Annotated in this window: 19 protein-coding genes; 1 reads left to right on the forward strand and 18 read right to left on the reverse strand. The window is 40.6% G+C overall.

Going from position 1 to position 13,431, the window contains the following annotated elements:
- Window positions 1-162 precede the first annotated feature (162 nt).
- The 5 genes from K1J09_RS07115 to K1J09_RS07135 all read right to left on the reverse strand — a co-directional run bounded on the left by K1J09_RS07115 (window position 163) and on the right by K1J09_RS07135 (window position 2,118).
- Window positions 163-375: a CsbD family protein gene (locus K1J09_RS07115; RefSeq protein ID WP_223323675.1), complete on the reverse strand. Its 213-nt coding sequence runs from the start codon at window positions 373-375 to the stop codon at window positions 163-165.
- A 76-nt stretch (window positions 376-451) separates the two neighbouring features.
- A complete protein-coding gene (locus K1J09_RS07120; protein WP_002914106.1) occupies window positions 452-1,042 on the reverse strand; it encodes an Asp23/Gls24 family envelope stress response protein in 591 nt (196 codons plus the stop codon).
- Window positions 1,043-1,059: 17 nt separating this feature from the next.
- The gene (locus K1J09_RS07125) at window positions 1,060-1,230 is read right to left on the reverse strand and encodes a DUF2273 domain-containing protein (RefSeq protein ID WP_223323677.1); all 171 of its coding nucleotides are present in this window, start codon (window positions 1,228-1,230) and stop codon (window positions 1,060-1,062) included.
- Window positions 1,231-1,241: 11 nt separating this feature from the next.
- Window positions 1,242-1,823 (reverse strand): alkaline shock response membrane anchor protein AmaP, encoded by a 582-nt coding sequence (gene amaP / locus K1J09_RS07130; protein ID WP_223323679.1) that lies wholly within the window; start codon window positions 1,821-1,823, stop codon window positions 1,242-1,244.
- Window positions 1,824-1,878: 55 nt separating this feature from the next.
- A complete protein-coding gene (locus tag K1J09_RS07135) occupies window positions 1,879-2,118 on the reverse strand; it encodes a GlsB/YeaQ/YmgE family stress response membrane protein (RefSeq protein ID WP_223323681.1) in 240 nt (79 codons plus the stop codon).
- Between the two features lie 293 nt (window positions 2,119-2,411).
- Between K1J09_RS07135 and K1J09_RS07140 the strand changes: the two genes are divergently transcribed.
- Complete coding sequence (locus tag K1J09_RS07140; RefSeq protein WP_223323683.1) at window positions 2,412-3,893, forward strand: M protein trans-acting positive regulator PRD domain-containing protein; 1,482 nt, start codon at window positions 2,412-2,414, stop codon at window positions 3,891-3,893.
- A gap of 149 nt (window positions 3,894-4,042) precedes the next feature.
- Here K1J09_RS07140 and K1J09_RS07145 read toward each other — a convergent pair whose 3' ends face one another.
- From K1J09_RS07145 to K1J09_RS07205, 13 genes are all read right to left on the reverse strand, one after another.
- Complete coding sequence (locus K1J09_RS07145) at window positions 4,043-4,801, reverse strand: ABC transporter ATP-binding protein (protein ID WP_111675219.1); 759 nt, start codon at window positions 4,799-4,801, stop codon at window positions 4,043-4,045.
- The gene (locus K1J09_RS07150; protein WP_125338037.1) at window positions 4,798-5,664 is read right to left on the reverse strand and encodes an ABC transporter permease; all 867 of its coding nucleotides are present in this window, start codon (window positions 5,662-5,664) and stop codon (window positions 4,798-4,800) included. The genes K1J09_RS07145 and K1J09_RS07150 overlap by 4 nt, the downstream gene beginning before the upstream one ends.
- A 97-nt stretch (window positions 5,665-5,761) precedes the next feature.
- Complete coding sequence (locus K1J09_RS07155; protein ID WP_223323686.1) at window positions 5,762-6,259, reverse strand: beta-class carbonic anhydrase; 498 nt, start codon at window positions 6,257-6,259, stop codon at window positions 5,762-5,764.
- Between the two features lie 163 nt (window positions 6,260-6,422).
- The gene (locus tag K1J09_RS07160) at window positions 6,423-6,659 is read right to left on the reverse strand and encodes a GNAT family N-acetyltransferase (RefSeq protein ID WP_263280856.1); all 237 of its coding nucleotides are present in this window, start codon (window positions 6,657-6,659) and stop codon (window positions 6,423-6,425) included.
- Window positions 6,649-6,906 carry a hypothetical protein gene (locus tag K1J09_RS07165; RefSeq protein ID WP_223323688.1) on the reverse strand — a complete coding sequence of 86 codons (258 nt, stop codon included), beginning with the start codon at window positions 6,904-6,906 and terminating at the stop codon, window positions 6,649-6,651. The genes K1J09_RS07160 and K1J09_RS07165 overlap by 11 nt, the downstream gene beginning before the upstream one ends.
- A 290-nt stretch (window positions 6,907-7,196) precedes the next feature.
- The gene (locus K1J09_RS07170; RefSeq protein WP_002916622.1) at window positions 7,197-7,892 is read right to left on the reverse strand and encodes a TIGR00266 family protein; all 696 of its coding nucleotides are present in this window, start codon (window positions 7,890-7,892) and stop codon (window positions 7,197-7,199) included.
- Window positions 7,893-8,005: 113 nt separating this feature from the next.
- Complete coding sequence (locus tag K1J09_RS07175; RefSeq protein ID WP_223323689.1) at window positions 8,006-8,722, reverse strand: TIGR00266 family protein; 717 nt, start codon at window positions 8,720-8,722, stop codon at window positions 8,006-8,008.
- Between the two features lie 117 nt (window positions 8,723-8,839).
- The gene (radA, locus tag K1J09_RS07180) at window positions 8,840-10,207 is read right to left on the reverse strand and encodes a DNA repair protein RadA (RefSeq protein WP_223323796.1); all 1,368 of its coding nucleotides are present in this window, start codon (window positions 10,205-10,207) and stop codon (window positions 8,840-8,842) included.
- 5 nt (window positions 10,208-10,212) lie between these two features.
- Window positions 10,213-10,845, reverse strand: a complete 633-nt coding sequence (locus tag K1J09_RS07185) for a class I SAM-dependent methyltransferase (protein WP_223323691.1) — start codon at window positions 10,843-10,845, stop codon at window positions 10,213-10,215.
- Between the two features lie 52 nt (window positions 10,846-10,897).
- Window positions 10,898-11,413: a histidine phosphatase family protein gene (locus tag K1J09_RS07190; RefSeq protein ID WP_009660148.1), complete on the reverse strand. Its 516-nt coding sequence runs from the start codon at window positions 11,411-11,413 to the stop codon at window positions 10,898-10,900.
- 18 nt (window positions 11,414-11,431) lie between these two features.
- Complete coding sequence (locus K1J09_RS07195) at window positions 11,432-11,890, reverse strand: isochorismatase family protein (RefSeq protein WP_009660175.1); 459 nt, start codon at window positions 11,888-11,890, stop codon at window positions 11,432-11,434.
- Between the two features lie 9 nt (window positions 11,891-11,899).
- Window positions 11,900-12,343, reverse strand: coding sequence for a dUTP diphosphatase (locus K1J09_RS07200; RefSeq protein WP_009660190.1), 444 nt, complete (start codon window positions 12,341-12,343; stop codon window positions 11,900-11,902).
- Window positions 12,344-12,560: 217 nt separating this feature from the next.
- Complete coding sequence (locus K1J09_RS07205) at window positions 12,561-13,250, reverse strand: gamma-glutamyl-gamma-aminobutyrate hydrolase family protein (protein ID WP_002893948.1); 690 nt, start codon at window positions 13,248-13,250, stop codon at window positions 12,561-12,563.
- Between the last annotated feature and the right edge of the window lie 181 nt (window positions 13,251-13,431).

The following is a 13,431-nucleotide window of genomic DNA, read 5'->3' on the forward strand; positions in this document are numbered from 1 at the left end:
TGCAAGCGTTTACAGCCAAGAAATTAAAAAACTTTTTAGCTAAAAAGAAGTCAAGCAAAAAAAGAAAGGAGACCTTAAAATGATCTCCTTTAAACTCTAGATAATTTTTATCAGTGACTATAGCTAACAAAGACTTTTTATAAGGAAAATCGACTATTGGTATTATTTAACGTCTTTATCGTCTTTCTTAACCATATTTTTAACGCCTTCGATTGCGCCTTCAACAGCATCTTTGGCATCTTCTGCAACTTCTTTAACTTTAGAAACTACTTTTTCAGCAGCTCCTTCTTTTTCTATTTTTTTATCACCAGTTAATTTGCCTAGGCCTTCTTTAACAGAACCTTTAGCTTGGTTGAATTTTTCTTCTGTAGACATAATTGATACCTCCGTTATTAGTTTCAATTTTTAAAGCAATGAAAGAATATAAGAATTCCTAATTTTAGTGAGAGAATTAACGAACGCGAGCTTTTTCACTTGATGCAGCGTCTTTAACAGCCTCTACACCATCGCCAACTTTTTCTTGAACAGCTGAGAAACCGCCGCTAATGCCAGATTTTGCTTTTTCGAATTGCTCTGAAGCAAATTCACCTGTTGATTCAGCAACATCTGTCACTCGGTCTTGAAGGCTTACTGAATCCGCTTCGTGTTGTTCTTTTGTTTTAATATCAACAACATTGACATTTACTTCAACAACTTCCAAATCAGTCATCTTAGAAACTTCTTCTGCAACGACTTTCTTGATTTCTTTGTATAAAGCTGGAACATTCTTTTGATATTCTGCAACCACATTCAGGTCAACAGCTACTTGTTCTTTACCAACTTCAACATTGACACCATGAGTGACATTGTCAGAGTTGACCAATTTATCTTTTATGTTAGAGAAGAAGCCACCGTCAACAGCCAGCAAACCTGAAACTTTCTCTAAAGAGAGACCGATAATTTTTTGAATGACCTTATCATCATAAGTCAATTCACCTTTTACTTCGTGAGCTGCTTGAGCAACTTCTTTTTTTGCAACATCTTTAACATCTTTATTTGACATGTTAAACTCCTTTATTCTTATTTAAATATATTTTTGTTTTGAATATAATATCCGATTCCTGCCCCTAGAGTAGCGCAAATCAAGACAAATAGAGTCTTAAAGAAGCCAAAGGATAGGATAAAACACGCTATAATAATGCCTGCTAATCCAGACAAGATTGGATATTGATATTTTTTAAACCATTCCATTTTTTACTTCCTTACTTTACACGACTAGTAGTTTTTTTAGCCGTTTCTTTTGGCTTGAAGTCTGAGACAGAGATTTTAAGCTTGACATTATGATTGATTCCGAAGAATTCTGTCAATCCAGACGCAATTTCTTCTTGAATCAACTGACTTCTCTTGATGATGTTTTCCGAAGGAACAATTGCCCCTTTAACGGAAACCATGCATTTGTTTTTACGGCTATTTACTGAAACTGTAGGATCTTTAATTAAACCGTGTTCTGTTAACAGACTACGAACAAACCCTTCAATGGCTGAATTTTTCAGCATCAGTTTCCCATCCGTATCAGCTAGCTGAATTTCCAAACGTCTCTTAGGATAAAAAACTATCACTAACATCAGTAGTAAGATTAAGCTTGCTAAAACCACAGTGCCCCAGAAAACATACCTAGAAAGATAGTAGCCCACAAAAGGGATCTGCTTCCAAGTGAATAACTTCCAGCTAAATAACTGGAGTCCCAGACCGCTGACTTTATGAAAATCTAGTAAAACAGGAATCAAAATTGTCAAGATTAAAATACAGAAAATAATGGAAAGTATTTTTCTTGATTTTGACATATTGAATCCCCTCATCATTAAATTTTAAATTGTATTTTGAATATAAAAAGAAAAATTACGCCTTTTTACCCAAAATAAATGATACAACAGCTACTACAATAACTGCGCCGATTATAGAAGGAATCAGAGCCATACCAGCCAAACTAGGACCCCAAGCTCCCAAAAGTGACTGACCGACAGCAGAACCAACTAAACCTGCAACAACGTTTGCAATAACACCCATTGAACCGCCTTTTTTAGTGATTGATCCAGCAATAAGACCAATAAGACCTCCAATAATAATAGACCAAAGCATATTGATTCTCCTTTCTAATTTTTTCTAAATCAAAATTGTTTAATAATATTTTTTACTATTATTTTTTGATTAACATAATTATATAATTTTCCAACTTGGAAACATAATAATTCAACTTGGTTTTCTTCCCGTTTATTTGCACTATAGATACGTTAAAATGAGAATGCATTGTTCTATAGGCTTTTATCAGCATTTTTAGATATATTTTTGAGTTGTTAAACGAGGTTAAATGCACAAAATATGGTATAATTGCCTGATAATAAAAACACTATATAAAGAAAGATAATATTTTAATGCGAGAATTACTGTCTAAAAAGAGCCACAGACAATTAGAACTACTAGAACTACTATTTAAAAACAAACGCTGGTTTCATATTTCTGAGTTGGCTGAACTATTGAATTGTACAGAACGTTCAGTAAAAGATGATTTATCTCATGTCAAGTCTGCGTTTCCTGAATTGATTTTTCACTCGTCTACTAATGGCATACGTATCATTAATACCGATGATAGTGATATTGAGATGGTCTATCACCATTTTTTTAAGCATTCAACCCATTTTTCAATTTTAGAATTCATCTTCTTTAACGAAGGATACGAAACTGAGAGTATTTGCAAAGAGTTTTATATAAGCTCTTCCTCACTCTATCGTATAATCAGTCATATTAACAAAATTATAAAAAAACAATATAATTTTAAAATTAGTCTCAATCCTGCTCGGATTATTGGAGATGAGATTGATATCCGTTATTTTTTTGCACAATATTTTTCGGAAAAATATTATTTTCTTGAATGGCCATTTGAAGATTTTTCACCAGAACCGCTCTCTCAATTATTGGAACTAGTTTATAAAGCAACATCTTTCCCGATGAATTTATCAACTCAACGAATGTTAAAATTGCTCCTCGTTACAAATTTATATCGAATAAAGTTTGGTCATTTCTTGGAAGTTGAGAAAGATTCTTTTAACAATCAATTGTTAGAATCTTTCATGCAGGCAGAAGGAATCGAAGACATTGTAGCGAGCTTTGATTCTGAATATCATATCTCTTTGAATAAAGAAGTGATAGGCCAACTATTTGTCTCCTATTTTCAAAAAATGTTTTTCATTGATGAAAATCTATTTATGAGCTACGCAAAAACAGACAGCTATGTAAAAAATTCGTATCAATTATTAAGTGATTTAATTGATCAGATAGAAAGCAAATATAATCTAAAAATAGACAATAATGACAATCTTATTTGGCATTTGCATAATACAGCACATCTGCACCGTCAGGAACTATCTACAGAATTTATTCTGTTTGATCAAAAAGGGAATACAATCAAGAACTTTCAAAATATTTTCCCTCAATTTGTTTCAGATATTAAAAAAGGGATTGAACACTACCTAGAGACTTTGGATATCCATAGCACACCAATGAAAGTCAACCACCTATCCTATACTTTTATCACTCACAGCAAACATTTAGTGCTGAATCTTTTACAAAATCAGCCTAAATTAAAGGTTTTAGTCATGAGTAATTTTGATCAGTATCATGCAAAATCAGTAGCAGAGACACTTTCTTATTATTGCAGCAACAATTTTGAACTTGAGGTTTGGAATAAATTAGAACTATCAATTGATTCTTTAAAAGAATCACCTTACGATATCATCATTTCTAATTTTATTATTCCACCCATTGAGAATAAGAGACTGATCTATTCTAATAATATTAATACGGTCGCACTCATCTCCTTACTTAACGCAATGATGTTTATTCGCTTAGATGAGTGATTTAGACTATTTTGATAACAAAAAACCGCAATCTAGCGGTTTTTATTAATCTATGAGTGCCTTTTGAACATTAATTGTCTAACTTTGTGGGAGCAGTACATTATTTAGTACATATTCTTTCTCTTGTTTTTACAAAACTCTGAGCAAGCCTATTCAAACAAGCCATAGTAATCTGCGATGGTCATCTTGGCTTTCTCGTCTTTGTTTAAGTCCTGAATAATCTGCCCGTCTTTCATGACGATTAGTCGGTTGCCATATTTGAGGGCATCCTCCATGTGATGAGTAATCATAAGGGCTGTGAGGCGGTCACGATTGACAAACTCATTGGTCAGCTCCATCAAGGCTACACTGGTCTTGGGATCCAGTGCTGCAGTATGCTCATCCAGAAGTAAAAGTTCTGGGCGCTTGAGCGTTGCCATGAGCAGACTCAAAGCCTGTCTTTGCCCGCCAGAAAGAAATTCAATCGGTGTATCCAGATGCTTGTCCAGGCCATTGCCGATTTTCTCAATCGTCGCCTGAAACTCTTCCCTATAACTGTTGAGCCCACGGGGCGCCAAGCCACGCTTTTCACCTCGGAATTTGGCAATAAGAAGATTTTCCGCCACTGTCATCCGCGGAGCCGTTCCCATCTTAGGATCCTGAAAGACACGGGACAGGTACTTGGCCCGCTTTTCTGGTGAAAAATGAGTGACATTTTCCCCCAAGATATGAATGCTGCCGCTGGTTAGGGGGAGAGTTCCGGCAATGACATTGAACAGGGTTGACTTTCCTGCACCGTTTCCGCCTAAAATCGTAATAAAATCATGCTCGTGAATGTCTAAAGAAACATCATTTAGGATGATTTTTTCTTCATCAAAGCCGCTCTTTACAAGCTTGGTTGCATTTCTTAATTCTACAATCGCTGTCATTTGCTTAACTTGGCTCCTTTAAAGAATTTATTTTTAAGGGTTGGAATCATGAGACAGACGGCCAGAATCACCGCACTGTAGAGACGGAGATAGTTGGTATTGAAGCCGAGAGCGATGACGCCCCAGATCAAAAACTGATAGGCAATCGCACCGACTACAATAGTGATTAGCCGCTCTGCCAAGGTCAGACTCTGGAAGAGTACCTCGCCAATGATAAGACTGGCCAGACCGACAACAATCACTCCAATCCCACGGGAAACATCTGCATAGCCTTCCTGCTGGGCAATCAACGCTCCAGCAAGAGCAATCAAGCCATTAGACAGAATCAGTCCCATCAACTCCATACGGCCAGTATTGATACCAAAACTGCGAGCCATGTCTGGATTATCTCCAGTCGCGATATAGGCCTGTCCTAGCTTGGTATCCAAGAAAAAGAGCAGGGCTGCAATCACTAGACTGACAAAAATCAAACCAGTCAAGAGGTCATTGACTTCTCCTGAAAAGGGCAGAACATCCTGAATTTTACTGCTGCCTAAAAGCCCCAGATTGGCACGACCCATCAGCATCAACATGATAGAGTGGCAGGAGGTCATGACCAAAATCCCAGAAAGCAGAGTCGGAATTTTCCCTTTGGTATAAAGCATACCTGTCACGGCACCCGCAGCACAGCCCGCTAAAACAGCTGCTGCTGTTGCTAGAAAAGGATTGACTCCCTTGGTAATCAAGGTAACTGCCACCGCCCCGCCCAAGGGGAAAGAGCCTTCTGTCGTCATATCAGGAAAGCCCAGAATCCGGAAGGTCATAAAAATACCTAGACCTAGGACGGCCCAAACCAATCCCTGAGAAATAATGGAAAGAATCATAACATTGTCCTAACTAATTAAAATCGTTTCTCTATTTTAACATAAAAAAGGAGCCAATTTCAATGCCGATGCGCAGACAAAGAAATTGACTTCCCAACTATTCCTCAACAACTGTCATCCGACCAGTATCTACATCATAAACCGCTCCAGATATTTCTACATCAGCTGGAATCAGCGGTGACTGTCGCAGCAAGGCCATGTCCTCGCGCACACTTTCCTCTACATCTGTAAAGGGCAAAAAGTCCTGATTGCTGACATCGACGCCTAGTCCTTTATGAAGATAGGCCGTAAACTCCTCATTCTTGAAGGTCTGTGCTCCGCAGTCTGTATGATGCAAAACTACGATTTCCCGCGTTCCTAGCTGCTGCTGGGAAATAACCAGCGAGCGAATCATGTCCTCCGTCACCCGACCGCCGGCATTGCGCAAGATATGGGCGTCTCCTAGTGCCAGTCCTAGAGCCTGAGCCACGTGGAGCCTAGAGTCCATGCAGGTCACGATGGCTACCTTGGTCTTGGGCTTGATCGGCAGATGTGCCGTTCCATGCAGATCGACATAAGCTTGATTGGCCTTCATAAAATTTTCAAAATATGACATTTTGACTCCTGACTAATTATATTATTTGATATTCAAACGAATTAACCTTATCATACTAGGTTTTGGCTTTAGAACTTCCCTAACTTCAAAAAAGAGAGAACCTATATGAACTGCTCTCTGTGCTAGCTTTTATCACCCACTACAGTTGACAAAGAGCCGTGAGTTATAACTTCTTAAAGTAGCGAGCAACGGGCCATTGTTCAAAACCAAAGTTCTCATAGGTTTTACGAGCCGGTGCATGACCTAGATCACCACCCGTCTCAACCATGACCATTTCCATTCCTTTTTGTTTAATCTGATCACAAACATAGGTCATGAGCGCTTTTCCAATACCTTGACGCTGATATCTTGGAGCAACAGCTAGGATATAAATCTCACCCATCTTATCCTCAGGGTGCAAGCGAATGTGAATCCATCCGACTAATTCTTCCTCCAGAAAAGCTAACCAGGCAAACTGACTCTCTATTTAAGACTGCTGTTAGATCATTGATTTGCCTTTTTTCCCACCCTTGAGAATAAAAATTATCATAAACAAACTTAGGAACTCCTTTTTCCATTTTTGGAAAAACTGGAGACCAAGCTTGAATTGATAATTCTAAAACAGCCTCTTTATCCAATTTCTGATAAGGTTTTATAGTAATTGTCACTTTATTCTCCTAACGTTTCTTTAATCCGCCAAAAATGCCACGAACGAGTTAGCATCCGATGGTGCTAACAGCTAAATCATAAAGGCGGCCGTTGCCTTTTCAAGGCTTGATTGGCCTTCATAAAGTTTTCAAAATATGACATTCTTTCCCCTTGCTGGTACTTTGATATTCAAATAATTTTATATTATCTTACCATCTTTTCTGCTATTTGTCAGTTCTCGACTTTGTTACAAAAAAATAGGACAGTCAAATCCAGCATCTAGCCTGATCTTCTGTCCTAGTTTTATTTCTTATGAGCTTCTTGGAATAAACTTGCTGAGTGAGCCTGCAAAGGTTTGAAGATTGAGACTTTGAACATAGACTTCACCAGTACCTTGGAAGGTGTTGACCACTCCTTCACCTGTTCCGATAGACTGCCAGAAGCCATTTTCCAGATGGATGTTATAGTTCAAAGATTGGCTCCAAGCTACTACATGGGCATTGTCGATTGTCACTTCTTGGTTATGAAGTTCAATTTTCTTAATAGAACCAAAGGCATTAGCCAAAAGAGTGCCCTGTCCTTGGGTCGTCATAACGAAGAGACCGCCTTGCCCGCCAAAGATAGCCTTACCAACAGATTGGCGCTCCATGGTATAGTAAGCCGTACCATCAAGAGCCAAGAAAGCACCGTCATTTAGGCGATATTGCTTTTCACCTAGCTGAAGAGGAATGACTTGACCAGGAGCGTCTGGTGCCAAAGCAAGGTAACCATTATCAGACTGGGCAACAGCCTGGGTAATGAAGGTACTTTCACCAGAAACCATCGAACGCCCTACAGCCTTGACAAAACGTCCCAAGCCAGAACCGCTGGCATTGAGCTGGGTATTCAGGGTCACATTCGGCGTGTGGTAGACCATGCTGCCACGCTGGATAAAGACGGTTTCTCCTTGATTGAGCGACAACTCAACCAAAGGAAACTGCATATTACTATCCATAGAAAATCGCATAAGAAATACCTCCTTCTTATTATGACTTGATTATAACATTTTCATATATTTTGGACAAAGGAAAACTGAAGCATCAAAAAAGAAGAGACAACCTGAGTCTCTCCTAGAAATTTTCAAGAATTGTCAATATTCAGGTGTGGGCGAAGAACATTTGCAAAGGTCTCAATATTGAGACTTTGGATGTAAATTTCCCCAGTTCCATGAAAGGTATTAACCACTCCTTCACCAGTTCCCATGGACTGCCAGAAACCATTTTCTAAATGAATATCATATTCCAGCTCTCGACTCCATGCTACTACGTGGGCATTGTCAATCGTTATCCTATCATTATGCAGTTCGACCTTTTGAATCGAGCCAAAGGAATTTACCAAGAGTGTCCCCTGACCTTGGGTACTCATCACATAAAAGCCTCCTTGGCCACCAAAGAGTGCTCGACCTACCGACTGCGTCTCCAAAGTATAAGAGGCAGAGCCATCCATAGCCAGAAAAGCCCCATCATTAAGGCGGTATTGCTTTTCACCTAGTTCCAGAGCAACAATCTGACCAGGTACATTAGGTGCTAAGGCTAGACGACCGTTATTTGATTGAGCAGTTGCTTCAGTGATAAACACTCCTTCGCCAGAAGCCATAGAACGTCCTACAGCTTGGATTGCCTTGCCAAAGATTGATTGAGACTCTGCATTCACTTTAGCATTCAGGACAACATTGGGAGTGTGGTATATCATGCTCCCAGTCTGAATACGAACAGACTCTGATACATCTAAGGCAATCTCCGCCAAGGGAAATTGAGCATTATTGGTAATAGAAACATTCATACGATGATCTACCATGGTTGATTATCCTCCTAAAAAGTCTAGAAAAGCAACTTATAGATGTTTTCCAGACAAATCCTATTTTTTCTGGCAATATTATAGCATGCACAACAACTTTTCGCAATACTACTTTAATCAAGAAAATACCTTCTTTAAGACTTCCCCAATCGTCGTCACACCAATTACTTGGATATTGTCTGGAACTTTGAGGCCACTCAGAGAGTTTTTAGGAGCGTAGACTTTGGTGAAGCCCAGCTTTGCTGCTTCGTTGATGCGCTGCTCGATGCGATTGACTCGACGGATTTCACCAGTCAGGCCAATTTCACCGATAAAGCACTCTTGAGGATTGGTAGGCAAATCCTTGTAGCTGGAAGCAATGGCTACCGCTACTGCCAAATCAATCGCTGGCTCATCTAGCTTGACGCCACCAGCAGACTTGAGGTAGGCATCTTGATTTTGCAAGAGGAGCCCCGCCCGTTTTTCCAGAACCGCCATGATAAGGCTGGCTCGGTTAAAGTCCAGTCCAGTCGTGGTTCGCTTGGCATTGCCAAACATGGTCGGTGTCACCAAAGCCTGCACCTCAGCTAAAATTGGCCTCGTTCCTTCCATAGTCACGACGATGGAAGAGCCTGTCGCGCCATCCAGACGCTCTTCTAGAAAGACTTCACTCGGATTGATAACCTCAACTAGCCCGCCAGATTGCATTTCAAAAATGCCAATCTCATTAGTTGAGCCAAAGCGATTCTTGACTGCTCTCAAGATACGGAAAGTATGCTGACGTTCACCCTCAAAATAAAGCACGGTGTCTACCATGTGCTCCAAAGTTCGAGGACCAGCTAAGGTTCCTTCCTTGGTCATGTGACCAACGATAAAGGTCGCAATATTATTAGTCTTGGCCAGCTGCATGAGCTCAGCCGTCACCTCTCGAACCTGAGAAACAGAGCCTTGAACACTGGAAATCTCCGGCGACATCACCGTCTGTATAGAGTCAATAATCAGAAAATCTGGCTTGTTTTTCTCAATCTCCGTACGGATATTTTGCATATTGGTCTCGGCGTAGAGATAAAATTCACTGTCAATATCACCGAGACGTTCCGCTCGCAACTTAATCTGCTCAGCTGATTCCTCTCCGCTGACATATAGGACGGTGCCCTGATGAGAAAGCTGAGTGGACACCTGCAGAAGCAGGGTGGATTTCCCGATACCGGGATCCCCGCCAATCAGGACCAGACTGCCAGGTACTACGCCACCACCTAGCACACGATTGAACTCGTCCATTTCCGTCTTGGTCCGATTGACATCAATAGAAGTGACCTCAGCCAGCTTCATGGGCCGAGTCTTTTCGCCCGTCAAGGAAACACGGGCATGCTTGACCTCAGCAGCCTCTACTTCCTCAACAAAAGAAGACCAAGAGCCGCAGTTAGGACAGCGGCCTAGATACTTGGGCGAATGATATTCACAATTTTGACAGACAAAGGTCGTTTTTTTCTTAGCGATGGTGATTCTCCTTATTTTCTAATAATCCAAACAAAAGTTGATAAAACCTGACACACTTGCTCTATATTAGTAAAGCCAGCCTCTTCCAGCATGTCTGCAACTTCTTGAGTCGAGAGGGAATTCATCAAACCAGCTTGATTCTCATAAGTACGCTGAACTTGTTGCTGATTAGCTCCTAGCTCTGAAGCAAGTGTTTTCCAATAGCCCAGTTGCTGGTTGGAAAAAAAGCTAAGAATCAGAAGGCCACCTTCACTTAAAGAATCATAAATTTTTCGAAGAAATAAGCTGGGATTCTCAACAAACTGCAACACTAGCAAGCAAGAACAAATCTGATAAGCAGAAGGCAGCACTGCTTCTTCAAATCGATTATTAAGATACTCCGCTTGAGGCAGATGAACCTGACTTTTAAGCTCTTGTAGCATCGCCTCACTTGGCTCCACAACCGTCAACCCTGCCTCAGGAAATAAGGATGCCAAACCATTTAACTCATCCGTCTGGCTTGCCAAAGCTAACACCTTATCGACTTTTAAACTGGGTGCTAACCTGAGCAATACTCCTCGGAAAATCACATCTAGCATCACATCATAGCCTGGAATTTTCTGACGAATTTCTGTTGCATAGTCCTTGTTCTTAAATTCTTTCATATTTTCTTTTATCTCTAAATCCTTTTATTAAGATTCTTTTTACAACGAAACATTAAAACTTCAGTTCACATTCAACAAACTGGCAAAAATCAATCTGCTGATCAGCTATAAACTGGCGGATGAGCATGCGATGTGCTACAAGAGCCACTGTCTCGTAGCCTCTGTATTTACCTAGGGTACGTAAAAAGCGGGCTTTCATCTGCTCAGCCGTCTCATACCGGACAAGACTTCCAGCAGGAAGAGAACCATTATTTTCAAAAAATAACTTCCGTGCCTGCTCAAACTTTTCTGTCCCACTCTCATATACCTGCCATTCATGCAGAAAAGGCTCCACAAAAAGCGGCAGTTGGCGGTCTCGAATCAAATAGGAGGCCGTCTCCAAAGCCCGCGTCACAGAAGAAGAGATCAGAATTTCCGCCTGTTCCAGCAAAGGATTATCAGCGGCCTCTGTCGCCATCCGACGACCAGCAGCCGACAAGGGAGCCAAATCTAGTCCAAAGCCAGTATAACCAGCCTCTTCCAAAAGTGAATAATCTGGCTCTCCGTGGCGGATAAAAATGATTTTCATACTAATGTCCTCATAAAGTTATCCAATCTTGATTCCGCAATCTTGCCATTGCTTCAGTGTTTTAGAGAATTTCTTCTGGTTAGCAACTCCGATAGCGGACAAATCGATGGAAACCTGATAATTCTCCTTGACAGCTGCCAAAACGGAAGCCTTGACACAGCCATTGCCATCGATCCCAATAAACTCTATGCTTTTAGCACCGTTTCCCTCTAAAAAATCTTTTAAATCCGGATTGGTAAAACAAGAAGCCCGACGCTTCTCAAAGATGCGAGAAGATACAACCTGCAAACCAGTCGCAAATTTCTTCTTCCTATCTTTTCTCTCCCAGAAAAAACGGTTGAGAATATAGATAACCCGATTGCTGGGATAGCTGGCAATTTTGTCATTTACAGCCACAGTCAGTGCTTCATTATCATATGCTTTTCCTACAGCAACATAATCTGACTGCATATCTACAACTAATAAATAGTCTGACATTTTCTTACTCTATTTCCCTGTCGAGCCAAATCCGCCGGTCCGCACACCTTCCGCTTCATCTCCATCCGCAATTAGAAATGGTGCAAAGACAGCCTGCACTACACGTTCGCCAACTTCAAGGACGACTTCCTGATCCGTGATATTCTTCATTTGGGCAAAGATATGGCCTTCGTTTCCAGGATTGCCATAGTAGTCGCCATCAATGACCCCAACGGAGTTAATCAAAACCAGGCCTTTTTTACGAGGGTTGGATGAGCGATCGTAAAGATAAAGCACCTCGCTCGGCTGCATATAGGCCTTGACACCAGTCGGAACCAGCTTAATCTCCCCTGGCGCAATGATTGTGCGCTCTGCCACTTTCAAATCGTAGCCCGCTGCGTGAGCCGTCTCTCTCTTGGGCAACAAATCTTCATTTGTAAAGCTGGAAACCAGCTCGAATCCGCGAATTTTCATGCATTTCTCTTTTCTATTTTTGCTGTCCCTATTATACTAAATTCGCAAAGAACAAGCAAAAAAACCGCCAATTGGGCGGTTCTTATAGGGAGATTATTATGAAAAAGAAAAGTTTTAGGATTTCTAAACAAAGTTAGGAGGTCTTTGTTTATGTACTTAGTATAGAACACTTATCTTAAATTTTCCTAAAAGTAACTTAAATAATTTAAATTTATTTTTACAGCTCTTGCAAAAGGTACTGAAACAGCTCCAAGTTGCCCTTTTCTTCGTTTATTAAAAACTCCGGATGCCATTGAAGACCTATGATACGATGATTGTCAACCGATTCAATCGCTTCGATGGTATTGTCTCTGGGGTCAAAGGCTGTCGCGCGGAAATTAGGTGCCAAGTCCTTGATGCTTTGGCGATGGACCGAATTAATCTGGCTAGCTTGACCAAACAAGCGCTCCACAACGCTATCTTTCTCCGTGCGAATGGAGTGCGAAGTTCCAAATGGCAAGCCCTGCCAGTGATTTTCGATATGCTGATTAAGAGTGCCTCCAAAAGCAACATTAACCAACTGCAGACCGCGGCAAATAGCCATGACTGGCTTGTTTTGGCGCAGAGCTTCTTTCAAGAGAGCCAACTCAAACTCATCGCGAACAATATTGTAGTCGTCACTGTCGATGGTCTTTTCTTCCCCATAAAACTGCGGGTGAACATTTTGCCCGCCTGACAAGATCAGCTTGTCAATCGTTTCTACGTAATCCTGAACTAAACTTTTATCGCCAACAGGAATCACCATCGGCAGACCACCAACCATTCGTACGCCATCCACAAACTTGCGTGAAACAGAGGTGTGAATATTCTTTCCAGCTTCATCTACTGGACAAAGATTGGCTGAAATTCCAACAATTGTTCTGCACATACCGTGATTCCTCCTTATTTGATATAGTATATCTTACCACGCCTTTTCTCAGTCGTCCAATAGATTTTTTTAAAGCTGGTTATAAAAATTTTTTATCAGAATATGAAACACTATAAATCTCTTTTTTAAAATTTAGAAAAACATTTCAGAATTATCAGAAAATTATTTACTTTTGACAGAA

This window comes from Streptococcus sanguinis (genome assembly GCF_019928825.1).
GTDB classification, from domain to species: domain Bacteria; phylum Bacillota; class Bacilli; order Lactobacillales; family Streptococcaceae; genus Streptococcus; species Streptococcus sanguinis_L.